Origin of the sequence: Paraglaciecola sp. 25GB23A (genome assembly GCF_040012495.1) — a bacterium.
Lineage (GTDB): Bacteria > Pseudomonadota > Gammaproteobacteria > Enterobacterales > Alteromonadaceae > Paraglaciecola.
This window is the reverse complement of sequence record NZ_JBDYKM010000002.1, coordinates 230,462-255,270: the sequence shown is the minus strand read 5'-3', so window position 1 is coordinate 255,270 and position 24,809 is coordinate 230,462. Positions and strand designations below refer to the sequence as shown.

The 24,809-nt window shown below is 40.9% G+C and carries 24 protein-coding genes; 13 read left to right on the top strand and 11 right to left on the bottom strand.

Translation table 11 applies throughout. The features are described 5' to 3' along the window. Positions 1-57: 57 nt before the first annotated feature. Positions 58-1,191: a patatin-like phospholipase family protein gene (locus ABKW31_RS06420; protein WP_348615452.1), complete on the bottom strand. Its 1,134-nt coding sequence runs from the start codon at positions 1,189-1,191 to the stop codon at positions 58-60. Between the two features lie 175 nt (positions 1,192-1,366). Between ABKW31_RS06420 and ABKW31_RS06415 the strand changes: the two genes are divergently transcribed. Beyond that, positions 1,367-2,053, top strand: coding sequence for a DTW domain-containing protein (locus ABKW31_RS06415; RefSeq protein ID WP_348615451.1), 687 nt, complete (start codon positions 1,367-1,369; stop codon positions 2,051-2,053). 64 nt (positions 2,054-2,117) lie between these two features. Here ABKW31_RS06415 and ABKW31_RS06410 read toward each other — a convergent pair whose 3' ends face one another. After that, complete coding sequence (locus ABKW31_RS06410; protein WP_348615657.1) at positions 2,118-2,630, bottom strand: DUF3750 domain-containing protein; 513 nt, start codon at positions 2,628-2,630, stop codon at positions 2,118-2,120. A gap of 297 nt (positions 2,631-2,927) precedes the next feature. Between ABKW31_RS06410 and ABKW31_RS06405 the strand changes: the two genes are divergently transcribed. Then, positions 2,928-4,088, top strand: coding sequence for an iron-containing alcohol dehydrogenase (locus ABKW31_RS06405; RefSeq protein ID WP_348615450.1), 1,161 nt, complete (start codon positions 2,928-2,930; stop codon positions 4,086-4,088). Between the two features lie 13 nt (positions 4,089-4,101). Here the strand turns inward: ABKW31_RS06405 and ABKW31_RS06400 are convergent, their stop codons facing one another. Next, complete coding sequence (locus tag ABKW31_RS06400; protein WP_348615449.1) at positions 4,102-4,797, bottom strand: SOS response-associated peptidase family protein; 696 nt, start codon at positions 4,795-4,797, stop codon at positions 4,102-4,104. A 130-nt stretch (positions 4,798-4,927) separates the two neighbouring features. Here ABKW31_RS06400 and ABKW31_RS06395 point away from each other — a divergent pair, with 130 nt between their 5' ends. The 8 genes from ABKW31_RS06395 (at position 4,928) to ABKW31_RS06360 (ending at position 11,316) form a co-directional block, all read left to right on the top strand. Beyond that, positions 4,928-6,601, top strand: coding sequence for a diguanylate cyclase (locus ABKW31_RS06395; RefSeq protein ID WP_348615447.1), 1,674 nt, complete (start codon positions 4,928-4,930; stop codon positions 6,599-6,601). Between the two features lie 20 nt (positions 6,602-6,621). Further along, a complete protein-coding gene (locus ABKW31_RS06390; protein WP_348615446.1) occupies positions 6,622-7,668 on the top strand; it encodes a patatin-like phospholipase family protein in 1,047 nt (348 codons plus the stop codon). Positions 7,669-8,035: 367 nt separating this feature from the next. Then, complete coding sequence (locus tag ABKW31_RS06385; RefSeq protein ID WP_348615445.1) at positions 8,036-8,422, top strand: ACT domain-containing protein; 387 nt, start codon at positions 8,036-8,038, stop codon at positions 8,420-8,422. Continuing rightward, positions 8,419-8,925 (top strand): PTS glucose transporter subunit IIA, encoded by a 507-nt coding sequence (locus ABKW31_RS06380; protein WP_348615444.1) that lies wholly within the window; start codon positions 8,419-8,421, stop codon positions 8,923-8,925. Before ABKW31_RS06385 ends, ABKW31_RS06380 begins: the two co-directional genes overlap by 4 nt. A 96-nt stretch (positions 8,926-9,021) precedes the next feature. Next, the gene (locus ABKW31_RS06375) at positions 9,022-9,369 is read left to right on the top strand and encodes an ArsC family reductase (protein ID WP_348615443.1); all 348 of its coding nucleotides are present in this window, start codon (positions 9,022-9,024) and stop codon (positions 9,367-9,369) included. Further along, on the top strand, positions 9,366-10,493 hold the full coding sequence (gene dapE, locus ABKW31_RS06370) for a succinyl-diaminopimelate desuccinylase (RefSeq protein WP_348615442.1): 1,128 nt from the start codon (positions 9,366-9,368) through the stop codon (positions 10,491-10,493). Before ABKW31_RS06375 ends, dapE begins: the two co-directional genes overlap by 4 nt. Then, positions 10,490-11,170, top strand: coding sequence for a M15 family metallopeptidase (locus ABKW31_RS06365; RefSeq protein ID WP_348615441.1), 681 nt, complete (start codon positions 10,490-10,492; stop codon positions 11,168-11,170). The genes dapE and ABKW31_RS06365 overlap by 4 nt, the downstream gene beginning before the upstream one ends. Continuing rightward, the gene (locus tag ABKW31_RS06360) at positions 11,167-11,316 is read left to right on the top strand and encodes a DUF2897 family protein (RefSeq protein WP_348615439.1); all 150 of its coding nucleotides are present in this window, start codon (positions 11,167-11,169) and stop codon (positions 11,314-11,316) included. The genes ABKW31_RS06365 and ABKW31_RS06360 overlap by 4 nt, the downstream gene beginning before the upstream one ends. Before the next feature lie 69 nt (positions 11,317-11,385). Here the strand turns inward: ABKW31_RS06360 and ABKW31_RS06355 are convergent, their stop codons facing one another. From ABKW31_RS06355 to ABKW31_RS06325, 7 genes are all read right to left on the bottom strand, one after another. After that, positions 11,386-11,712, bottom strand: coding sequence for a heavy metal-binding domain-containing protein (locus ABKW31_RS06355; RefSeq protein WP_348615438.1), 327 nt, complete (start codon positions 11,710-11,712; stop codon positions 11,386-11,388). 9 nt (positions 11,713-11,721) lie between these two features. Then, entirely contained in the window at positions 11,722-12,135 is a 414-nt protein-coding gene (locus ABKW31_RS06350; RefSeq protein ID WP_348615437.1) for an HIT family protein, read from the bottom strand. A gap of 12 nt (positions 12,136-12,147) precedes the next feature. Next, positions 12,148-13,200 carry a succinylglutamate desuccinylase gene (astE, locus tag ABKW31_RS06345; RefSeq protein WP_348615436.1) on the bottom strand — a complete coding sequence of 351 codons (1,053 nt, stop codon included), beginning with the start codon at positions 13,198-13,200 and terminating at the stop codon, positions 12,148-12,150. Between the two features lie 78 nt (positions 13,201-13,278). Beyond that, positions 13,279-14,595, bottom strand: a complete 1,317-nt coding sequence (locus ABKW31_RS06340) for a bifunctional diguanylate cyclase/phosphodiesterase (RefSeq protein ID WP_348615435.1) — start codon at positions 14,593-14,595, stop codon at positions 13,279-13,281. A gap of 187 nt (positions 14,596-14,782) precedes the next feature. Further along, positions 14,783-17,278 (bottom strand): glycogen/starch/alpha-glucan phosphorylase, encoded by a 2,496-nt coding sequence (locus ABKW31_RS06335; RefSeq protein ID WP_348615434.1) that lies wholly within the window; start codon positions 17,276-17,278, stop codon positions 14,783-14,785. A 226-nt stretch (positions 17,279-17,504) separates the two neighbouring features. After that, on the bottom strand, positions 17,505-19,160 hold the full coding sequence (gene pgm / locus ABKW31_RS06330; RefSeq protein WP_348615433.1) for a phosphoglucomutase (alpha-D-glucose-1,6-bisphosphate-dependent): 1,656 nt from the start codon (positions 19,158-19,160) through the stop codon (positions 17,505-17,507). Between the two features lie 30 nt (positions 19,161-19,190). Continuing rightward, complete coding sequence (locus tag ABKW31_RS06325) at positions 19,191-19,715, bottom strand: Negative modulator of initiation of replication (protein ID WP_348615432.1); 525 nt, start codon at positions 19,713-19,715, stop codon at positions 19,191-19,193. A 181-nt stretch (positions 19,716-19,896) separates the two neighbouring features. Between ABKW31_RS06325 and ABKW31_RS06320 the strand changes: the two genes are divergently transcribed. The 3 genes from ABKW31_RS06320 to ABKW31_RS06310 are packed head-to-tail and all read left to right on the top strand — an operon-like array spanning position 19,897 to position 23,961. Beyond that, positions 19,897-20,841 (top strand): AAA family ATPase, encoded by a 945-nt coding sequence (locus ABKW31_RS06320; RefSeq protein WP_348615431.1) that lies wholly within the window; start codon positions 19,897-19,899, stop codon positions 20,839-20,841. A gap of 13 nt (positions 20,842-20,854) precedes the next feature. Continuing rightward, the gene (locus ABKW31_RS06315; protein WP_348615430.1) at positions 20,855-21,850 is read left to right on the top strand and encodes a DUF58 domain-containing protein; all 996 of its coding nucleotides are present in this window, start codon (positions 20,855-20,857) and stop codon (positions 21,848-21,850) included. Then, positions 21,850-23,961 (top strand): DUF3488 and transglutaminase-like domain-containing protein, encoded by a 2,112-nt coding sequence (locus ABKW31_RS06310; RefSeq protein WP_348615429.1) that lies wholly within the window; start codon positions 21,850-21,852, stop codon positions 23,959-23,961. Before ABKW31_RS06315 ends, ABKW31_RS06310 begins: the two co-directional genes overlap by 1 nt. 53 nt (positions 23,962-24,014) lie before the next feature. On the opposite strand, the gene rutR is transcribed toward ABKW31_RS06310, so the two are convergent. Then, entirely contained in the window at positions 24,015-24,716 is a 702-nt protein-coding gene (rutR, locus tag ABKW31_RS06305; protein ID WP_348615428.1) for an HTH-type transcriptional regulator RutR, read from the bottom strand. Between the last annotated feature and the right edge of the window lie 93 nt (positions 24,717-24,809).

The window sequence follows — 24,809 nt, the reverse complement described above, 5'->3', positions numbered from 1 at the left end:
AAAAGGCGGCTTGGTGTGAATCAAGCCGCCTAATTAAAGCTTAATATTTTATATGCATTAGATCTGACAAACACCCACAAATTGACGAATTTCTTCAGCCTGCGACATGGCATCATCATAACCGCTTTTAATTAGCGCTTTACAATATTCTCGTTCGAACAATATGTAACTGGCTAAACTCGATCCGCCGCCACGTTTATTCGCCCCAATCATAGATAATAAAAATCGCATTGATTTAGGTAATTCATGGGTAAAGTTCATAGCCATTTCTTCAAATTTCACTCTGGGTTTGATAACCAATAACTCCACTGGGCGAACGTCTAATTCTCGTTGCTGTGCAGGCGTTATATGGGCCGCTAAACGGTTAAACCTTTCCAACATTTGTACATCTTCTTCTAAAGAGTCAATAAAAGCACTGTTTAGCAAGTTTCCTAGTACCTGGGCGATGGACGGAGAGTGCACAGTCACTAATCGCTCGTCTATCGATTCTGCTGAGCCGCTAACACCGATAACCAACAATTTGTCCGCGCCTAAGTGTAAGGCTGCACTCATGGGTGCAGACTGACGCAGAGCTCCATCGCCAAAGTACTCACGATTGATATGCACCGCAGGAAATATCGCCGGTAAGGCGGATGACGCCATTAAATGTTTATGCTCCAAAATAGTTTTAGCACCAATTCGGCGGCTTCGCTTCCAAAATTCTAGACTATCATGTCCTTGGAAAAAGCTAATATTCTGCCCAGAGGTATAACCCAATGCGCTTATAGATAAAGCATGGATATGGCCTTTTTGAATCATGTTATCCAAACGGATAATATCAATATTACGTTTCAGTAGATTAAACAAAGGGCGGTTATCGAACAGTGATAAAGGTTTGCCTTGGGCTATACCACTATGGAAAAAAGATAATATTATCTTGGTACTACTTTTGAGAATATCAAAATAACCCACTTGATGAATTTGATCCGAAGTTAAATTCGCCCATATTTTTTCAAGACCCACAACGGCTTGTGAAAAGTTATCGGCTTCAGTGGCTACTTTTGCAGCGTTAATCGCTCCAGATGAGGTGCCACATACAATTTGAAAAGGATTGATTGATGATTTCGGGAGTAACTCGGCAATGGCTTTTAATACACCGACTTGATAAGCACCACGCGCTCCACCACCAGATAAAACCAAGGCTGTTTTCATTCAACTCCTAATTTAGACTAAACCGACATGACCTGCTGCATTAAGCACTATACGCAATTCAACTTAAAAAACGAATATTCAAGATTAAAATTAGTTTAAAATTCAGTTAATTGCACTAAAGCCAAGTGACATTAATTAACGTAAAATAAAATGCTTTAACCTTGGATACTCACCTTTGTCGCATATCAATTCGGTACTCAGTCTCAGAACACAGGAATTGGCTAAATCTACGCGTGCTTTTAATGCTCGTGGTACCAAAGTACTCAGGTGTGAACATTGTTTGGTGCCCCTTAGCGAATGTATTTGTGCGTTTCGTCCGCACATTGAATGTCGCAGCGCTGCTTGTTTTATAATGTATCGAGGTGAATATTTCAAACCGAGCAATACAGGACGAATTATTGCGGATGTCATGCCTGATAATCATGCATTTGTGTGGGATCGCACCACGTTTGATCCGCAACTTTTGGCCCTGCTTAATGATCCAAAATATCAAGCTATAGTGGTGTTTCCTCAGCAATATGCTGAACCATCCCGCTGGATAAATACATTGGCAGACATCAGCCCCTCATGCGCCAAGAAAACGCCTTTGTTTGTCTTTCTTGATGGTACGTGGCGAGAAGCAAAAAAAATGTTCAAAAGTCCCTACTTGGCCCACCTCCCTGTTTTAGGAATTCAACCGACTGCAGCGTCGACTTATCAATTACGAGAAGCAGCTCACTTGCACCAGCTATGCACGGCTGAAGTTGCCATTGAGGTGCTCAAACTCGCCAAGGACAATATTGCTGCTCAGGCTTTAACGAGCTACTTTAACATTTTTCGCCATGCTTACATGGTGCACAAGCCCCACTTACGGGCCATTTAAAAATGGGCTAAATGCTTCTTTTATTTTTATCTTCCAAGCGCTATGCCTTCGGCTGTAAAAAAAATTAGTCAGCATAGCCACTGCCTATTGCTCTAAAGGGCATTTCTAATTCTAATTCAGGGACCTGTAAACCAATCCATGTAGGAAAAGTATTACTGTTTGGGCCAGGAAAAACCGTATATTCATTCGCCCAAGGGTAACGATTCACGGCTTCAATCACTTTCGGGATAAGTTCTGCCGCTTTATCGCCGCGCACAGAAAGTAATTTTTGTGGTTTAGCACCATACCAATAACGATCTGGTGTATCGGTTTGATACTCATGCAAGGCCGGTAGTCCACGATTTACTCGCCACCCCACCACTTCGTAAACAGTATATTCAGGGGCATCTTGAGTCTTAATTGCAAGCCAAGTGTGCACGGCAAACCAACCGCGCCAACTAAAGGCATCGGCAGCATAAACTTCAATCACAGCTTCTTTTACTTCTTCAGGTTTTGGCGCCATTCCGGCTGATTCACGGCTAGCGGTGCGCCAATCTGAATTGCTACAAGCCGTCAATAAAATACCCAAACAAAGCATTATTAGCGTTTTTTGCACCTGTCATTCTCTCTATTAATTTTAATGTTTATTACCCACGACTTGAGCAATCAACTTTGTTACTTCAAGTCGCGAAATCGAACAATGAGGCACATATTGTGCTGTAATTTCAAAGGTAAAGCGAATCCATAAACATTAACAAACAAGCTAAATATTTGTTATGGGTATACATGACTACTGGTCAGTAACTATTACTTAAAATCTTACATCATTAGAATTAAGTTACTTATCACGACTAATTCAATACACTGGTGTTAAAATATTGACTTGGAACAAACCATGGCAACCAGCATTGTTCTACCTAAAATCATGCAAATTGGCGGCGGCGCCTTGCAATTATTACCCGATACGTTAGCTGCTTTGCAATGTAAGTCCCCTTGTATCATCAGCGACACTACCATGCTTAAACTCGGTTTAATCGAGCGGGTGAAAACCTTATTACTGACTCATTGCAGTCATGTCGGCGTATTTAGTGATGTGATGCCAGAACCTAACGATCAATCCCTACTGGCTGCTGTTGAACTCGTGGGTAGTGAAAAATTCGATTGCTTAATCGCACTGGGCGGAGGCAGTGCCATTGATAGTGCTAAAGCCATTGCACTGTTGGCCAGTCATAAAGGCATTATGCGAGATTACAAAGTACCACGAATTATTAACGAACATAGCATACCCATTATTGCGATTCCTACCACAGCAGGAACGGGTTCTGAAGCGACCAAAGTTACGGTCATCACTGATGCAGAATCTGATGAAAAGATGTTATGTATGGGTCCCGGATTGATGCCCGCAGCGGCCATTATTGATTACGAATTAACCCTAAGTTTACCCCCTAGAGTCGCAGCTGATACCGGTTTAGATGCTCTCACTCACGCAATTGAAGCTTACGTCAGTAAAAAGGCTAACCTGTTCAGCGATCAACAAGCCATTGCAGCCATGAAACTTATCGCGCCCAACTTACAACTTGCCTGTCAGCAAGCTGATAACCTCGAAGCAAAAGAAGCCATGATGTTAGGCTCAAATTTAGCTGGCATTGCCTTTTCAAATGCCTCGGTAGCCTTAGTGCACGGAATGAGCCGGCCATTGGGGGTGCATTTTCATGTACCTCACGGCATGAGTAACGCCATGTTATTACCGCTTATTACTGAGTACTCTATCTCACATGCACCTAAGCGCTACGCTGAATGTGCCTTACATATGGGTTTAATCAGTAATATCGATGACTTAAATGCAGCGCACCAAGCCTTATTGAAAGAACTCAGACACCTAAACCGCATACTCAAGGTGCCAAGCTTGACAGATTTTGGAGTGGACCAAAAACGTTATTTATCCTTACTGCAAACTATGGCAGAACAAGCCTTAGCTTCAGGCTCTCCAGCAAATAATCCGCGCATTCCTAATGTTGCAGAGATGGTCGAATTATATACCGCAGCTTGGTCATAATAGCGCGAATAAACTAAGTATCAGAATGAAGAGTGACAGGATTAAAAGAACGAAGTGTTTCTTTGTTTTTAAATGTTTTTACCCGCTGCACTTGCAATTCTGGGTATAACAGTGGGTGAGCGAGCAATTGATTTATCTGCTTATCGATAGTTTGTTTGGGTGTAAGCCACACGCGAGCAAACTCTGGCTGTAAAGGTAAAAAAAGGGGAAACGCTTTGTCGTGATAAGGTTCAAATTTAAGATGGGCGTCGCGGGTTATAATTGCCGCGCTGTATTGGCCATTTGCAAATTTTTTATATAACACTCCCAAGCAAAATGCGCGCGCCGATGAAAAATAAAATTGCTGTTTAGTTTTACCCACTATTTTTGATTCACCTAAACCTGTCGCCAACATTATGCCCCTTTGATTGTGTAAGGCATGCTGCCAAAAAGGACTAGCTAAGTTTCTGGCATTAAAGGTTGTGCGCCTGCCAACCATTGTCTGTTCACCATCTTGGTAACAATCAAACCACCAAGTGGCATACACCTTTTTGACTCTGCCCTGCTCAAGGATGATAATGGGAATCTTGCGCTGAGCATCCCCGCCAAAAGCGGGGTAGCATTTTTCGGTAATGGGAGCAGAAAAGTCGCCGATAAGATCATCGAAATTGAGTTGTTTTAAGCCTTCTATGGGTTTTTCGCCATTTTCAAGTTCCACATAACCGCACATACTGGTACCTTATTAACTGATTTACCCTTGTTATATAGGGGCGATGAAAAAAATAATATTAAAATAGAGTCCGGAATTCACGTTGATCAAACTAAAACAAATTGTACAAAAGCCAAGCAAGCCTGATCTTATGAGTAGCAAATTAGAACAAAAAATAAATGAATTTCGGCAAATCTTTAGCCAAGAATTTCCAGAGAAATTAACTCATTTGCTTGGTTTATGGAAGCTAGCCCAACATACCCAGCAACTAAAAGACTTTAAGAGTTTTCGCTTTGAAATTCACAGTTTAAAGGGATCGAGTGCCGCGCTGCACTATTTAAAACTTAGCGAACTACTGGGTCAAATCGAGCAACATGTAGCCAAGTGCGAAACTCATGAACTCGATCTTGCCGTTATGACACCTCTGATTGACATGCTGATGAAAAATCTGCTTGAATCGATGCAGCAATCGCCCAATGCTTTGTTAGAAGTTCAAGAACTCATTCGCAGCCCAACTGCCGTTTCACTGCAAGATCTTAATAGTGAACCAATGAACCTTAACTTGAAATCTCATCAAAAAATATCCATTGCCATTGTGGATGAAGACCAAGCAGTAGGTTCACTTTTAACAAAATTATTATCAACCTTTGGTTTTGTAATCAACCACTATGCGTCAATTCAAGCCTTAAAAGCTGACCTCGAATTTAGAAAGTATAAATTAGTGCTATTAGATTTAGCACCACCACAATTTGACAACACTGAAGTTTTCGCCTTAGCCAAAGAACTCACAAGTTACGATGCTGACGTATTTATCTTGTCTTCCATTGATTCCTTTGATGCCCGTCTATTAGCAGTAAGAGCCAAGGTAAATGACTTTCTACTTAAGCCAATTAATATCACTACTTTGGTCAGTAAAATTCGTAAAAATTTCAAAATTGATTTAATCAGACCTTATAAAATATTGTTACTGGACGACCAAGCTGCAGTAGGTGTTTTTTATAAAACCTTACTGGAGTCACAAGGTATTGAAGTACTAGTGCTTACTCAAGCAAACCAAATCATGACCTCTTTAGAATACTTCCATCCTGATATCTTTTTGCTTGATATGCACATGCCTGATATCAATGGCCTAGAAGTCGCCAGATTAATTCGTCAACAAGCTAAATATGATTATGTGCCCGTTATTTTCTTAACCGCTGACAACGATACTATGGCCAAAATATCAGCCTTAGAAGCAGGCGCAGATGACGTTATCCCCAAAGATACATCACCTGATCTTATTTTGCGTCAGTTAGACAGTCGCATACAGCGCAGTCAGCAAATTCGCTTTGCTGCCTCACGAGATAGTTTGACTGGGGTATTAAACCATGGGCAAATCATGGAAGCGGCTTCCCATTCTCTGCGCATGGCGGCTCGCCATATTAAGCCGATTGTATTGGTGATGATTGACCTCGATAACTTCAAAAAAGTGAATGATACCTACGGTCATATTGGTGGCGATAAAGTGCTGGTTTCACTGGGACAATTACTGCAACAATCAATACGTGAAACCGACTACGTTGGGCGCTATGGCGGAGAAGAATTTTTAGTGGTGTTTAGTGACGCTGATAGCCCGACTATTGAACGAAAAATGAATAGTATTTTGGCCGCGTTTCAACATATCAATTTTACCATCAACGAATTTGATTTTAATTGCAGTTTTAGTGCTGGCCTCGCTAGCTCAGAAAATTATGACAAACTCAGCGAACTAATTGGGGCTGCTGATATCGCTTTGTATCAAGCTAAAGCAGCAGGCAAAAAGCAAGTTTGGGTTGATTCAATATAGTTAAAAAGAAAACAGGTGTTATGTTAGATATTTTTGCTGGTAGTAATGCGCTTAAAACACTTAAATCAGAGGGCTTTCACAGTCATTTATTTTCCGCCTTTTTAGGTGCCAGTGGTGGTCCAAAGTGGTTTAGTTTGTTTGGTCTTGATAAGTATCTATTTGGCGAGTTTTTTAAAGACAGACAAGCACCTTTGTCCTTAATTGGTTCATCAGCAGGGGCATTTAGAGCAGCGTGTTTTGCGCAAGCTGATCCCGTAGCTGCCATTAGCCGTCTCGCCAAATACTATTCTGAAACCGTCTATTCCGAAAAAGTTACCCCAAGCGAAATTACGCAAAAAGCACGGATATTATTAGACCAAGTTTTAGGTCCAACAGGCATCGATGAGATTATCAATAACTCGGTTTTTAAAGCCCACTTCATTGTGGCTAAAGCCAATGGTTTAGTTGCCAGTGAGAGAAAAGCCCTGCAGTTAGCGGGCTTATTAAAAAGTTATGCAATGAATCGTTTAAGTCGTCGCTTATTAACTAAGCAATATGAGCGTTTTGTCTATCACAGTGCGTCTAGTAACCTGCAGTTCCATGATGAAAGCGAATTCTTGACACATTACGTTAATTTGACTGCTCGCAACTTAGCTGATGCTCTCTTGGCTTCCGGCTCAATCCCCTTAGTTATGCAAGGGATCAAAAATATTGCTGATTCTCCCCCCGGGATGTATCGAGATGGTGGCATTATTGATTATCATTTCGACATTAAATTAGAAAATCAAATTGGCTTAACCTTATACCCGCATTTTAACAGTAATCCTAAAGCAGGTTGGTTTGATAAAAATCTCAAACGTAAAGTGAATCCACGTAACTATAGCAACACGATTTTACTGGTTCCCTCGGCTCAGTTTATTGCCAAACTTCCTTATGGGAAGATTCCGGATAGAGAAGACTTTACTGAGCTTGACGCTAATACACGGATCAAATACTGGCGCACGGTACTCAGTGAAACAGATCGTTTGGCCGAAGCCTTTAACCAATTTTTGGTGAAACCCGATTTATCCATAATAAAGCCAATATAAGTCAAACTGTTTAAGGTAAATAGCATGCTTTTATTGTTAATGAAATGAAGGCTTGATGTGGGTTGTTTAGACCTTATTTGAATAAAATAAAGGGACTTATTTATTGCTAAATTAACGAGTTATAGCTTTACTTTTTACGAAGTTATCTTATGCGCCTTTTTAGCGAACAATTAACGACCAACCCCATTTTTTCGTTATATATCAGCTTTTTAGTGAACATATAACGAGTACTCAACAGAGTTATCCACAGTTTACGTGGATAACGCAGGTGGTTTTTTGGATAAAGTTTGATCGCTTTGCGCTTTTCATAACTTATTATTAGACTTAGTACAATAAAATTCGCCTAGCTTTGGAGTGACGTAATACGATGCCAAAACAAACTTTACAAGTTCTACCAATTCAATTTGTTATCCATAGCTTGCCCAGCAATGCGCTTATTCCGCAGGAGGTATTTAGTGCGCCCATATATTTTATTGGCAAAACACAAGAGGAATTATCTTTAGTGGTACCTGATACGATTAATATCGATAGTGATGATAGTGATCGAGACTGGCGCGCACTTGAAGTACTCGGTCCCCTTAACTTGAGCATGGTAGGCATTATGGCTAAGATTGGCTCAGTGCTCGCCGCGGCTAAAATCAGTATTTTTGTGGTCTCAACCTTCGAAACCGATTTCTTTTTAGTTAAACAGCAGGATCTCAATAATGCCACACTCGCCCTAAGCAAAGACGGCTATAAAGTGGTCGTCGATTGAAACTATTTAATAAAATAGTCGATGCCTCATCTATTCCTGAGCATAAAACCAGCTTTAGTATCTTGAGTCCGCTTGCTGGCAAGGTCATGCCATTAGAAAACGCAGTTGACACCTTATTTGCTAATCGCATGTTTGGAGATGGCGTCGTTATTGAACCAGCTGGCTATCAACTCCTTGCTCCATTTATCGGCACTGTTATCGAGCTTAGCGCCAGTGGAAACCAAATTCGTTTACGTAGTGAAAATGGCTTGCAGTTGATGATTCAATTGGGTTTTGATTCGCAACTTATGATGGGATTGGGTTTTAAAACTAAAATCAACAAGGGCCAACAATTTACCACGTCTCAAGTATTGCTGGAATTCGACCTTAATTTTATGAAAAGGCAGTTAAGCAGTGTGCAATGCCCTGTTACTTTGTTAAATAGTGACAAAATAAAGGCCATCGTTCCTCACTACTACAAGGTGCTGGCTGGACAAGATAAGCTTATGACCATTTATTGGTAGTTAGTGTGTTCTGTTCTTTACCTGTGAATGGATTTCTCGTTATAGTTTGCGACCTATAATTATGTAATAAATTGATAAAAAAGAAATAAGGCCAACATGACCTCTCTCTACGGCATAAAAAATTGTGATACGATTAAAAAAGCCATTAAGTGGTTAACCCAACATAATATTGAGTTTCAATTTCACGACTATCGTAAAGACGGTTTGGATATGGATTGGTTAGTAAAAACAGAACAGCACTTAGGCTGGGAAGTAATGCTGAATAAGAGAGGTACCACCTTTCGCCAACTCAATGATCAACAAAAAGACAATCTAGCTGCACCATCAGCTTTAAATTTAATGCTGGCCCAACCGGCAATGATTAAACGCCCTATTTTGATTCATAAGCAGCAATACTACTGTGGCTTTGATGAGAAGCAATACCAAGAGATTTTCAGTCTATGAATGACGTATTAAGCCTAACTAAGAACCTGATAAACAGAAAATCAGTAACCCCAGAAGATGCAGGTTGCATGGAATTACTTGGCACCTTGCTTACACCACTGGGTTTTACAGTAGAACAATTAAACTTTGGCGATACAAAAAATGTGTGGATCCGCAAAGGTACGCAAGCACCACTATTTTGTTTTGCCGGACATACTGATGTAGTGCCCTCTGGCCCTGCAGAGAAGTGGGACACACCACCCTTTGAAGCCAGTGAAAAAGACGGAATGTTATTTGGCCGTGGCGCAGCGGATATGAAAGGCAGCATCGCCGCCATGGTAGTCGCAATACAACAGTTTGTTGCCCAATACCCTGATCATAAGGGCTCAATCGCGTTTTTAATCACCAGTGATGAAGAAGGTCCCTTTATTAATGGCACCACCAAGGTTATCGATACCTTAGAAGCCCGTAACGAAAAAATAGATTGGTGTATCGTTGGTGAGCCCTCTAGTACTTCTTTATTGGGCGATGTGGTTAAGAATGGGCGCAGAGGCTCATTAACGGGCGATCTAATAGTCAAAGGCATACAAGGTCATGTGGCCTACCCTCACCTAGCGCGCAATCCCATACATCAAGTGGCGCCTGCGTTGACCGAATTAGCGCAAACCCATTGGGATAACGGTAATGAATTTTTTCCGCCCACCAGTTTTCAAATATCTAATATAAATGGTGGTACTGGTGCGGGTAATGTTATTCCAGGCGAACTCCATGTTTGTTTTAACTTTCGGTTTTCAACCGAAGTCACCGATCATGAACTGATCGCACGAGTTATTGACCTATTAGACAAACATCAACTTGATTACGATATTAAATGGACATTCAATGGCCAACCGTTTTTAACCTCGTCAGGCGATTTAGTGGCGGCAACTGTCGAAGCCATCAAACATTGCACTGGTTTGGACACATTGTTGTCAACGGCTGGAGGTACTTCTGATGGACGTTTTATTGCACCGACTGGTGCCCAAGTTGTTGAGCTAGGTCCCGTCAATGCCACTATCCATAAAATTAACGAATGTGTCAAAATTGACGATCTAAGCAAATTAACTTCTGTCTATAAAAACATACTGCAACGACTGCTGGCATGATCACTAAGCAAAATATCTTAGGCCTTGATGACAATCATTTAGTTGCTTGCCAACAAGGTCATAGATTACAACTTGAAGTCGCCCAAGCATTTAGTAAGATGCAGCAAGCCGCTAAAGCTGATGGTGTAGATTGCCAAATAGCCAGCAGCTATCGCAGTTTTGCTCAGCAACAGGTTATTTGGCAAAAAAAATGGTTAGGTGAAAAAACATTACTGGATATTAACGAGCAAATACTGCCCTTCAATTCTTTAAGTGATGAACAAAAACTCGAAGCAATACTCACATGGTCAGCCTTACCGGGCGCAAGTCGTCATCATTGGGGCACAGATTTAGATGTGTACGATAAACAATCTATCATGCACTCAGGGCAAGCTTTGCGGCTAATTCAACAAGAATACCTGAGTGCTGATGGCCCATGTTATCGCTTAAATCAATGGTTAGACCAACATGCTAGCCAATTTGGTTTCAATCGACCCTATGCCACTTACTCAGGAGGCGTTGCCGCGGAACCCTGGCACCTGAGTTATGCAGCTATAGCGAGCAAAATGAGCTTAGCATTCGACATAGAGGCACTAAAAAGCGCCTTAAGCCACGCGCGCCTGCCTGGACTCGAGCTAGTTTTACTAAAACTTGAAGATATATATCAGCGTTTTATTTTAAATAAGGGACGTGTATGAACATCTGGTTAGCTGTGGTGATAATACTAATTGTACTTGGCGTCATCATAGGTAATATTTTACTGTTAAAAGAAAGCGCCAAACGCCCTATGCCGAAGGTAAATAAAGATAACAACGCCCATTACGATAAAGATGAAGACAAATAAACGTTACAGTTGATTTATATGCCCTATAGGAAATTTGGATGAGCTACACAAGGGCATATTAGTCTAGTTTTAAATATCCGTATAACGTACTGCCGTGCCACTGATGCTAACCATTAACATGCTGCCGCCTTTACCCACAACTTCATAATCAATATCAACGCCTACCACGGCATTTGCACCCATAGCCCGAGCTTCTTGCTCTAATTCTGAAAATCCAATTTTACGGGCTTTGGTTAATTCATCTTCATAAGCACCGGAGCGGCCACCGACAATGTCGCGAATAGTAGCAAATATATCTTTAAACAAATTTGCTCCCATTACGGCTTCGCCAACGACGATACCTAAGTAGCTTTCTATTTTTTTACCTTCTAAATTATTAGTAGTCGTAATGATCATGCTGTTCCCTCATTTTTGCAGTAGTAACTGTGCTATTTTTTCAATCCGTTGGACTAATTTTTCTGCTTCATAAACTTTTGCAGGGTGCTGCCCCCAAACGGGTTTAGGCCAACATAAGTCTGAACTATATCTGACAATATGATGCACATGCAATTGTGCGACTACGTTACCAATAGCGGCAATATTCAATTTATCTGGTGTAAATAGCTGCTTTAGAGTGTGACTAACAATATTGGATTCACGCCATAACTGCTGCTGCTGCGCGTTATCTAGGTCAATTATCTCCACGCAATCATCTACCATGGGCACCAAGATCAACCACGGATAATTAGCATCTTTTAGCAACATGACTTTACACAATTCTAAGTCACAGACCCATTCACAGTCATTTTTTAGTCGTGGGTCTAATTGGAAAGTGCGCATCCTAGTTCCTTATTATATTTTTGTAGGGATCACAGTTAACACAGCTCTTTGTCCAATAGCCACTTTTTCATTAGGGAAAACGATGGCTTCCCCTTCATATTCGCAGTAATAACGCTCATCACCATCAGTGGCAAGTAAGTGATTTTTACCAAAATCGCTAAAATTGGCGACGTCATCACTAAAAGTAAAACGAAATGCTTCGCTGTGTTTGTTGATAACCTGATTAACTTGATAAATTAGAAAGTCATCATTATTAAACGGTTTTAGGCTCAACTCTTCACCACACAGTAAATGGTGTAAGGCGGCTTTAAGGGCTTCAAACTGACTCATATCGTTTTCTCCAAAGGGAAAAACCTTACCTAACTCGACCGTAAATGCTTCAGCTTGAAACTGATTAGAAGAATAATAACTAAAAGTCGTCGTTGCACTCCCTGACAGTAAAATAGTATTAATGCCACAGGCAAGCAAAAAGGCGAGTTGCTGTTTATTCCATGGCCGTTCATGTCTAAAAGGATAAACTGCAAACTTATCATTCTTTGAGGGTTTGATCGCAGTATGCAAATCGTAGTGAATACGCTCGCGTCCGGTATGAGCCAGAAAAAATTCACTAACCGCGACTTCTAATTCTTTGGCCCGCACACATTCAGCATTAGCAACAGCGTTTGCCACACTATGTGCGCCGCTAAATAAACGATTCAAATTTTCTTCAATAAAACGCTTAGCAACATTCATCGCCGGTAAATTACCAAATAAAAATAGCACTCGGTTGGCTAATACAATTTCACCCCGCAAAATTCCTTGCACAAAAGCATCACAAATTTCAATCGGTGCAGTTTCATTGCCGTGAATACCACTAGACAATACTATATCTTTATCGCCTATGGCCGGTGGCTCAAACATAATAATGCCTGGCGCACGAATACTCACTTTTGTCTGGTTACTTAATGCAAATGTCAGGGCTTGAGCAAATAGTTCCGGCTGAAAGCGAGATAGATTAAGAAATTGCCCTTCATCAATGAGGGTTTGAGAAACATTATTTGAATTAGGGGTAGTGACTGTAGGCATAATATTTTGTTTGGATAACTGATGCGTAATGATAACGTAAAATTATCTTTAATTAATGGATTTATTACATGCAGTGACTTAGATAGCCGTTTGTTGTCTGCGAATAAAAGAAGAGCCCACTGCCAGTTCTTTTTGTGCAAATTCAATAAATTGAGTGAGAGGAATAGCTTTTGAAAACAGAAAGCCCTGCCCTTGCGTAATACCAATCTCACGCAAAATATGTAAATGCTCTAAGGTTTCAATCCCTTCTGCCACTAATTCACAATTGGCCGCTTTGGCAATCAATTGGGTTGCTTCAATAATGGCGCGATTAATGGGAGTTTGTTCCAATTCCATTACAAATGTTTTATCAATTTTAATGGTATCGATGGCGATATCGCGCATGTAAGCTAAGTTGGAATAACCTTTGCCAAAGTCATCTATAGCGATAGACATCCCTAAAGCCCGTATCTCCGCCAATTGATTTTTAACTAAAAAAGAGTTGGATAAAGCCACATCTTCAGTTAACTCCAACTCAAATTGCTTGAATTCAAGCTTATACTTACTACCTAATTTTTTTAAATTACTGATAAAGGACAGATCATACAGTTGGGTGGGCGACATATTGACTGATATTTTCATGGCCAAACCGTTGGCATTTAAAATAACGGCACTTTTAAAGGCTTGTTCTAAGGTCCAGTAGCCAACTTCATTCATCATGTTGTAGGACTCTGCTGCCTCGATTAAGGCGCCTGGAAATAACACCCCATCTAACGGATGATTCCAGCGCAATAAACACTCAGCACCAGTAATCTCTAAGGTTGTCAGATTAATCTTAGGTTGAAAATAAATTTCTAATTCGTCGTTATTAAAGGCGCGTGCTATATCAGCCTTGAGCGCCAATGCGCGCCCACTACCTTGCTCTTTAAACACTTGAGCATACTGAAAATTATCAAACTTATTGGTTTTAGCCTGTTTTAAAGCAGATTCAGCTAGGCTAAACAAGCTATTTACATTTTTATTGGCAGTCGGGTTTGAGGCAGCACCGACGTTAAAGTCAGCGATAAAGGCATGCTCTTCGCAAGAAATAGGTGTTTTAAAATACTCAATTAAATAACAATAAAATTGATGGAGCTGCTCGTGATTGTGACGACCGTGCATGACTAAACCAAACACATCACCACTGACTCGACCGAGAATGGCCTTGCCCTCGAATAACATGGCAATACGATTAGCAATTTCAAGTAAAATTTTATCGCCAAATGAATAGCCAAAGCTACTGCTCACATCAGAAAAACGCACTATATCAACAAGCAGCAAGGACTGCTCTGGCGCATCCTGAATGATTTTATTCACTTGCTCTAAAAATATGTGTCGATTAGGAATACTAAGTAACGAATCATGTCGCTGTATCATTAAGTCCTATGCGCTCCACTTAGATATCTATTCGCTGAAATAACTATCCCTCAAGATTGGTTTCCTTTTATGCTATTTAAACAAGTATGCTCAAACACTTACTTGAGCATACTCGAAAAAAATAATTATACCTTATAAGCTTTGAGTTAGACCACAGACATTCTGTTTATCTAGCCCACTTGGCTAATTATTCATCAACCTTACATGGTTCTAACTTCCAAATCCTTTCGACATAGTCTCGGATAGAACGATCAGAGGTAAATTTACCCATTTTAGCTGAGTTTAAAATAGCCATTTTTGCCCAATTAACTGAATCTTTATAGGCTGCATCAACTTTTTCATGTGCTTGTGAATACGAATCAAAATCAGCTAACACCTTATAGGGATCTCCGCCCTCTAACAAACTATGTTTTATTGCGGCTAAGGCCCCCGGTTTACCAGGAGTGAAGTAGTCTGTCTCTAACCAATCCAACACCGCTTTAATTTCTCGGTTATTGTCGTAATAATCAAAAGGATTGTAGCCTTTGACATTTAAGGCATGAACCTCATCAACGTTTAATCCAAAGATAAAGATATTTTCATCGCCGACTTCTTCGGCAATCTCAATGTTAGCGCCATCCATAGTACCAATAGTTAGTGCACCATTTAATGACAACTTCATATTACCGGTGCCAGAGGCCTCTTTACCTGCGGTAGATATTTGCTCGGATACATCAGCAGCGGGTATAATCTTTTCAGCTAGGCTTACTCGATAATTGGGTAAAAATACCACTTTCAATTTATGGTTAACCCGCGTGTCATTATTAATACGACTGGCAACTTGGTTAATTGCATAAATAATATCTTTGGCTAGCTTGTATCCCGGTGCAGCTTTTGCCCCGAAAATAAAAACCCTAGGATGAATATCGTAATTCGGATTTGCTAACAAACGACGATATAGTGCCATGATGTGCAACAAATTTAAGTGCTGACGTTTATATTCATGTAAGCGTTTGATTTGCACATCAAAGATCGCCTTTGGATTAACCTCAATGCCAGTCAAAGCCAAAATTTCTGCTGCCAACGCCACCTTGTTTTCATGCTTTATTTGCATAAACTGCTTTTGGAACTTGGCATCATCAGCATATTGACTTAGGCCTTGGAGCTTATCTAAATCGAGGGGCCAATCTGCACCGATTTTACTGTCAATTAAACTGGATAGCTTGGGGTTACAGGCTTTTAACCAACGACGCGGAGTAATACCATTGGTCACATTCATTAATTTGCCAGGCCACATTTGGTCAAATTCTGGAAATAGATTTTTCTTGACCAATGCCGAGTGAATTTCAGCTACCCCGTTTACCGCAAAAGCACCGATGACACTCAGGTTACCCATACGTATCATTTTTTCGTTGCTCTCTTCGATAATCGACAATTTCTGTTTTATTGCCACATTGCCGGGCCACATTTTTTCTACTTCCAGCATAAACCTGTGGTTGATTTCATAGATGATTTCTAAATGCCTTGGTAATATTTTTTCGAACATGCGGGCGGGCCATTTTTCCAAGGCTTCAGGTAACAATGTATGATTGGTGTAAGCAAAGGTATGGCTGGAAATTTGCCACGCGGTATCCCAATCCAATTCAGCGCGATCGAGTAAGATTCGCATCAGCTCAGGAATAGCGATAGCCGGATGGGTATCATTTAATTGTATAACAACCTGCTCTGAAAAACGGCCCCAGTTGTCGCCATGGGCCCGTTTGTAACGACGGATGATATCTTTTAGCGAACAAGCGCTGAAAAAATATTGTTGGATCAAGCGTAGCTCTTTACCTGCTTCGGTTTCATCATTGGGATAAAGTACTTTTGAAATGGTCTCTGCAAGCACATTTTCTTTTTGTGCATCAACATAACCACCAGCATTAAATACATCTAAGTTAAAGTAATCTGATGCCTGACTTTGCCATAAACGCAGAACGTTGACCGTTTTACCGCCATAACCAACTACTGGGATATCCCAAGGTAATCCTTTAACAATATGTCCAGGGTGCCATTCTTTTTGGATACGTCCATTTTCGCCATATTTGGTTTCAACATAACCAAATAGTGGAATTTCTTGAATAGATTCAGGACGACAAATTTCCCATGGATTACCATAATCGCGCCAGCTATCGGGACGCTCAATTTGCTCACCATTTTTTATCTCTTGACGAAACAAACCATGTTCATAATGCAGACCATAACCTACAGCCGGCAAATCCAAGGTTGCGAGTGAATCGATAAAACATGCCGCAAGCCTACCCAAACCGCCGTTACCAAGCGCCATATCAGGCTCTTCTTCCATCACATCATGTAAATCGACACCCAGTTCTTTTAATGCCAATTCAGTTTGTTCAAACATGCCTAAGTTATGTAAGTTATTAGACATTAAACGGCCCATCAAAAACTCTGCAGAAAAATAGTGCACCGCACGAGTATCATTGAGGTAATGCGATTTTTGCGTTTTTCGCAGTTGTTCTAACACCTGTTCTTGCACTGCGCCGCAGGTTGCCTTCCACCAAGCGTGATTATTGGCTTTGTTTTCATCCGTACCCAGTGAGCAATGCAGATTTCTTACAATCGCTTCTTTAATGGCTTTTTTGTCATGCTGAACCTTGGGGGCGCTCTTAGCAGACGATTGGGACTTAGTGGTTTTAATACTCATAATAATTTGCCTCTTACCTTGGTCATTATTTCTACAATTGAACTTGTCAACATTAAGCTATATGAAAACTAATTGTGTAATTAAATTACATAATAGGGCTAAGAGTCCAGTTTTAGCAGTATTTTTCTTACATTACTGTTAAATATTTGTTAACAAACACTAAAAAGCCAAACATCTTACTGTTTGGCTCCCAATAATTTACATTAAAAAAACATTAAACCTTATTCTATTTTACATTTGCCTTTTCGAACACACCATCAACAAGTTCCTGTGCTTCTTTTACTAAGGCATGCAAATGTGCTTCGCCATTAAAACTTTCAGCGTATATTTTATACACATTTTCAGTACCAGAGGGCCTCGCGGCAAACCAACCATTTTCAGTGCTCACTTTAACACCGCCAATGGCGGCATTGTTGCCTGAAGCATGGGTTTGGATTTGTAGTATTTTTTCACCGGCTAATTCTGTGTTGGTTATGACACTTTTATCCATTTTGCTGAGTACTTGTTTTTGTTCATGACTTGCCGCTACATCGATTCGTGTGTAAACAGGTGCAGCAAACTGCTGAGTCAATTTTTCATAATGTTCGCCAGGATCGATTCCCGTTACCGCCATAATCTCTGCCGCTAACAAACATAAAATGATGCCATCTTTATCCGTGGCCCAGGGTTGCCCATTGCGTCTTAAAAAAATGCCCCCTGCACTTTCTTCTCCAGCAAAACCAATTTCTTGATTGAGCAAACCTTGCACAAACCATTTAAAACCAACAGGCATTTCGGCCAAGTCTCTGCCTAAGCTCCGAACTACACGGTCAATCATACTGCTCGATACTAGAGTTTTACCAACCTTGACATTCTGCGGCCATTCTGGACGATGTTGAAACAAATAATTGATCGCCACTGCGAGATAATGATTGGGGTTCATCAGACCACTTTTGGGTGTGACAATGCCATGTCGGTCAAAGTCTGGATCATTACCAAAGGCGATATCAAACTTGTCTTTTAAGTCAATAAGGCCTGCCATAGCGTAAGGAGATGAGCAATCCATACGAATTTTTCCATCCTTATCACGACGCATAAAACCAAACTGCTGATCAACGTTTTTATTCACCACTTCAATCTTAATGTTGTAATGCTTGGCAATTTTATCCCAATAGGCTAGGCCTGCTCCACCTAATGGGTCGGTGCCTAAACGCAAACCGGCTTTAGCGATAGCTTGCATATCTATTACTTGATCAAGTTGAGCAATATAGTTTTCAGAGAAATCTATTTCTTGTACAAATTCAGATTGATAAGCCTTCGCCAAATCCAAGCGTTTTACACCGGCTAAACCCTGAGTAATCAGCTCATTAGCCCGGGCCTGAATAATATTAGTTACGTCACTATCCGCCGGGCCACCATGGCTTGGATTATATTTAAAGCCACCATCTTCAGGTGGATTATGTGATGGCGTTATTACCACGCCATCGGCCAATTGCGCAGTTTTGCCCAGGTTATAATTTAAAATAGCGTGTGAAATAACTGGAGTGGGAGTATAGCCTCGGTTTTCTTGCACGATTAAGTGCACGCCATTGGCAACTAAAACTTCTACCGCAGTCGAAAACGCAGCCTCAGATAAAGCATGAGTATCCATTCCCATAAATAGTGGGCCGGTAGTTCCTTGGCTTAATCTGAATTCCGCTAAGGCCTGACAAATCGCTGCAATATGACAATCGTTAAACGAATTTAAAAACGCACTCCCTCGGTGGCCAGACGTACCAAAAGCAACCGCTTGAGTACTGTTACCTATTTCAGGTTTATTGGTGTAATAGGCGGTAATTAAACGCGCAACATTAACCAATTGATCTTTGCTTGCTGGTTTACCAGCCTCGGGATGAAGTGCCATAAAATTCCTTAATATGTAATAACGATATAGTTATGCCGGCTCGGGACAAAATAATGCAATTAACTGTTCAATTTGTACTTCAGAGTAACCTAAAAGTTGAGCGACTTCTTTAACCAAAGTGACTTTCTTAACGGTATTATTATTGGTGATAACCCAATAATCTGAATGTGGAACTTGTTTAGGGTTGGTACTGCTACCAGTTGCCAACAATGCCTCTTTAGTAATAGCAAAATAAGTGCGATTGCGTCCACTTAAGGCAAGTACTGCGGCAAAACTACCTGCATGATATTGATGTAATAAAGCCAACATCGCTAAAAAACGATCTACCATTTTAGGCATTTCAAGTAATTTTAAGTTTGCCAACTCAGCTAGCAAACTCGATTGCATATTTAGACTACTCTGCGTTTTCTCTTGCACCGCTACTTGCTCTATTTTTGCAGGCAAAGAATCGGGCATCACTAAGCGACGCAAGATGTCAGAGGCACTCTCACCAATATGTTGGGTTTTTGAGGCAATAAAATGGTACAGGTCTTCTTCTATTTCGATATTTTTCATGAAATTCTAAGGTCTAATGATCAGAACCTGCAATTATACGGATTGCTGATCGCAAATCACCGATTAATTGTAAAAGAGTATGGTTACCAGCGATTAATACGCAGGTATTAAGGTAAATTATCTTAAAACTCAGTCAGGTAGGCTAAAGTATGCAGATACTATAGTCATTAATTGGATGAAAATGACACAACAAATTTTAGATCAAGCTAAGGCCCATAAACTTTTTGACGACGCGATTGTGCAAATTTGCCGAATTTTGATCGGTAAACAGCAGCAAGTTAAATTAGCCCTAAGTTGCCTTCTAGCTAACGGTCACTTATTGATCGAAGATTTACCGGGCATGGGTAAAACAACCCTTTCGCACACATTAGCCAAGGTACTTGGCTTGCAATATTCACGCATCCAGTTTACTTCTGACTTGTTACCTGCTGATATGTTGGGGATCAACATATTTGATAATCAGGCCCAAAATTTTCAGTTTCACCCTGGTCCGATTTTTAGCCAGTTAGTGTTAGCAGATGAAATCAATCGTGCCAGTCCCAAAACCCAGAGTGCTTTGTTAGAGGCGATGGAAGAACGCCAAGTCAGTTTAGATGGCGTAACACGCCCCTTACCAACACCTTTTTTTGTTATTGGTACACAAAATCCGATGCATCAAGCTGGTACATACCCCTTACCAGAATCTCAGCTTGATCGTTTTTTAATGCGCATCCAATTAGGCTACCCAGACAAAGAAGCCGAAAAAACCATGTTGCGTCAGCAAGAAACTCAACGCAGTCAAGAGGCTCATACCGTATTAAGTTTTCAACAATTTACTGACTCACAGGGTCTTGCTCAGCAAGTACATGCTTCAGACGCTTTACTTGATTACATTATTCGGCTGGTGACTTTTAGCCGAGAAAGCCAACAATTTGCTAATCCATTATCCCCAAGAGCAACCAAAGCCTTGTTAAGTGCCGCTAAGAGCTGGGCATTTATCAATCATAGAGACTATGTGATACCTGAAGATGTGCAAATGATATTACCCGCCGTGGCAGAACACAGATTGCGCAGCGCCTCCAGTGATATCAATGCCCAAGGCAGTTTGAGTCAAGCTTTACTTGAGTCAGTTGATCCCCTTAATTAGTGAGTATGAATGAATGTTTGCGCAACAATATATTCGCAAGTGGTTAGACAAGCGCATTCCGCCCGCCAATGAATTTCAGTTGAATCATCGGAGTATTTTTATTTTTCCAGCCAAATTTGGCGGCTTATTTTTAGCTCTATGTGCCCTACTATTTTTGCTGGGCACGAATTACCAAAATAATTTGATGTTGTTGTTATGTTATTTTTTACTGGCTCTTTTTTTAGTTAACTTACTCGCTAGCTATACCAACTTTGCACAGTTGGCGGTCAAACTTGGCAGAATCCCAGAAGTTTATATGGGTGATGAGGTTCACTTACCCTTGTGGATCAATGCCGATAAAATGCAGGGTAATGCCCTACACGGGATAATAAATATCAGTTTGATGGGTCAAAAAGTCAGTCATTGGTTTGAGTGTGACTCCTTAACCAATCCAGTGATGTTAAATTATCCAAGTCAGAGCCGTGGATGGCATAAACTGCCGCGCATCACTTTTAGTAGTTATTATCCACTTGGGCTATATAAATGTTGGACTCATTTGGCCTTTAGTCGTGAAATTTTGGTCTATCCGAAACCTATTCCTTGTGCCGTTAATGTCCAAGAAGTGGATAGCCAACAAGATGATACTAAACAGCGCGAAACCACGCTTAATACAGAGCATAATCACGATGATTTTTCGCATTTAAAAGTATATCAGGTAGGCGATCCTTTGCGTCATGTTGCATGGAAGCAACTCGCTAAAGGTCGGGGTATGTATAGTAAACAATTTTCTGGTATTGAGCAGGTCGATGTTTGGCTCATTATGCCCAAACACGCCAGTTCGCAAATAGAATACAATTTAAGTACCTTATGCTACCAGATACTTGAACTGAGTCGCAGTGGCAGTACTTTTGGGCTTGATCTGGGCTATACAAAATTAACACCCAATTCAGGTGAATCTCACCGAGTAGCTTGTTTACACGCATTAGCACTCTACCCACAAAGCAATGCAACAGGCGAGAGGGAAGGCTAATGTCTATCACACTGAGGATCGCCGGGCTGTTAAAAGCGAAAACCCGAGCTACGTCCCTTAAAGATCGTCAGCACCAAAGCAACAACCCCGCATTTTTTATCCTCAGTATGATTGTACTGCTCTTCAACCTGAGCTTATTTGATACCGTGATTGAATGGATAAGCTTGTTAGTGTTATGCAGCGTTGTGATACGTTGCGCTATCTTTTTTGCCTATCAAAAACACATACCTACGACCCGCACTCTCAACCTACTTGCCTTGCTCAGCATAGTAGGCTTAATTTATTCAGCTTGGCCTTTGGGATTACTGATCGCCATGATAAATTTATTGGTATTAGCCTGTGCGTTAAAACTCATGCAGGTACGCACTCAACGAGACGTTTATCAATTGGTCGTGAGCCTCTTATTTCTGATTGGCTGTGGTTTTATTTTTAATCAATCGATTATTTACACTTTATTTTACGCCTTATTGACCTTAGCCGTAATCTTATCACTCGGTTTCTTTCACGCACCACAACTCGCTACCAAAGAACAACTTAAACGAGCGCTTATTTTATCAATTCAGGCATTACCTATTGGTATTTTGCTGTTTTTACTGCTGCCGCAACTACCACCATTGTGGCAAACCCCAAAAGCAAAAAGTACCGAAACCGGACTAGCTGAGAGTATTACCCCCGGTGACATTGCTCGTTTATCCCAGTCTAGTGATTTAGCCTTTAGGGCGACCTTTGAAAGCCAAGCTCCCCTTGCCCGCGAACGTTATTGGCGGGCTATTGTAATGGAAGATTTTGATGGTCGGACTTGGCGCGTTCATCCCGAACGCAAACTGCAACGACGTAACGCTCAACGCCGCCAACAAGAATTTCAACCGGTACTTTATGGCCCCTCTCTGGACTACGATATCATTGCCGAACCGACCCAGCAAAAATGGCTATATGCCCTTGACCTGGCTATACCGCTTGATGCAAAAAGCCAAGCTGACATTTGGCAAAGCGACGACTTTTTATTAATAAGTCAGCAGACCTTGCACAGTAAATATCAATATTCTGTGCGTTCATATAGTCAAGCTATTAGTTATCAAAAAAGTAACGAATTTGAGCAGCAACTCAATCTGCAAGTGCCCACAATAGGTAATCCTCTTACCCGGCAGTGGCTCAAACAACTTCGTCAACAATATCCCATCGATGCCGACTTAATTGAGGCACTATTAGATTATTTTCGTCAGCAACAATTTATTTATACGCTGCGACCAAGCACTATGTTTATTGATCCCATCGACACATTTTTATTTGACGAACGAGCAGGATTTTGCAGCCACTATGCAAGTGCCCTCGCCTATAGTTTGCGTTTAGCTGGTATCCCCGCTCGTGTCGTCGCAGGTTATCAAGGCGGAGAATTAATCACCAAGTCTAATCAGAAACAATATCTGAGCGTTTATCAATATGATGCGCACGCTTGGGTTGAAGCTTGGAACCAGCAAAGCGGCTGGCAACGAATTGACCCCACAAGTGTTGTGGCACCAGACAGGCTATCGCTTGGTTTGCGTGAAGCTATGTTACAAGAGGGAAGTTTTTTAGCTGATTCACCTTTTTCTCTAGCAAAATTTACTAATATTGCTGTATTCAATCATCTGCGTTTATTTTTAGCCGACTTAGATTATGACTGGAGCCGGCTGGTCATCGGTTTTAATCAACAAAAACAACAGGAATTTTTTAAAAGTATTCTTGGCTCGCTCACTCCACAGCGACTTGCACTGTTAGGTTTAGCTATATTGCTACTCATTAGTCTACTGCTTAGTTTATTTTTTATTCCTCATTGGTTAAACCAACGCAAGAATCCAATTCAAACCTGTTACAAATCAGCCGTAAAACTAATGCAAGCATACGTCGGCATTCGTCCTACTTGGCAAGGTTCAGAAAGCTTTAGATATAGTGTTGAGCAACAGCTACCCACAAAAATCAGCAATATATTTAATGCCATTACAGAACAGTATACAGTTGCCCTATATACAAACAGGGCAACTGTGGATGGCAATAAAATGGCAAATCATCAGGCAGTGAAACGCATGAAAAGCTTGATAAAAGAGTTAAAAAAACAACTCAAAGACCAATAACATTAAGCTTTAAAGCCTATGGAATTCTAAATCTATTTTTACCGGGGATGCCACTACCGTGGCTCGATACCGCCCAAAATAATAGTTTGTACATTGTGCAGTGCTTCAGCAAAAAAAGTCGGATCATTGAGGTTTTTACCTGTTACCGCCTCTACTTGCACCCGAAAATCGGCGTAATGCTGCGTGGTTGCCCAAATTGAGAATATTAGATGGTAAGGGTCAACTGGCGCGAGTTTTCCCGCTTCTATCCAAATCCGTATTACTTGGACTTTGGCTTCGATTAACTCTCGTAATGGTGACTTAAGTTCACTTAACATCAAGGGAGCGCCCTGGAGAACTTCCATACAAAATAGTCGAGATTCTGCAGGATGGTCTCTGGATAATTCTAGTTTTACGCGGATGTAATCACTAATAGCAGTCACTGGGTCTTGCTCAATACTGAAACTTTGCAAAGGCTGTAACCAAACATCCAGTAGTTGATTGAGTACGGCTAAATATAATTGCTCTTTACTGTTAAAGTAATACAGTAAATTAGTCTTAGATACTTCAGCATGAGCGGCAACTTGTTCAATGCTGGTGCCGTGTACACCACTGAGTGAAAACAAGTCTAAAGCAGCCTGCATGATGACTTTGCGTTTACTTTCTTTAGCTGTTTTGCGGCGCTTAATCACACTAGCGCTGGTTGCTCTAATCGATTTTTTAAGCTTTTTGGTCTCGCCCGTCACTGCAACAGACCCACTTTGACTTAAAGTCATTATAGTTATTCCATTAAGTTAGTTTAAAAATTAGCGGTTAAAACAAGCCTATCACTTCACCGTCAATATGTTCAAAATAAACTTAGCTACCTG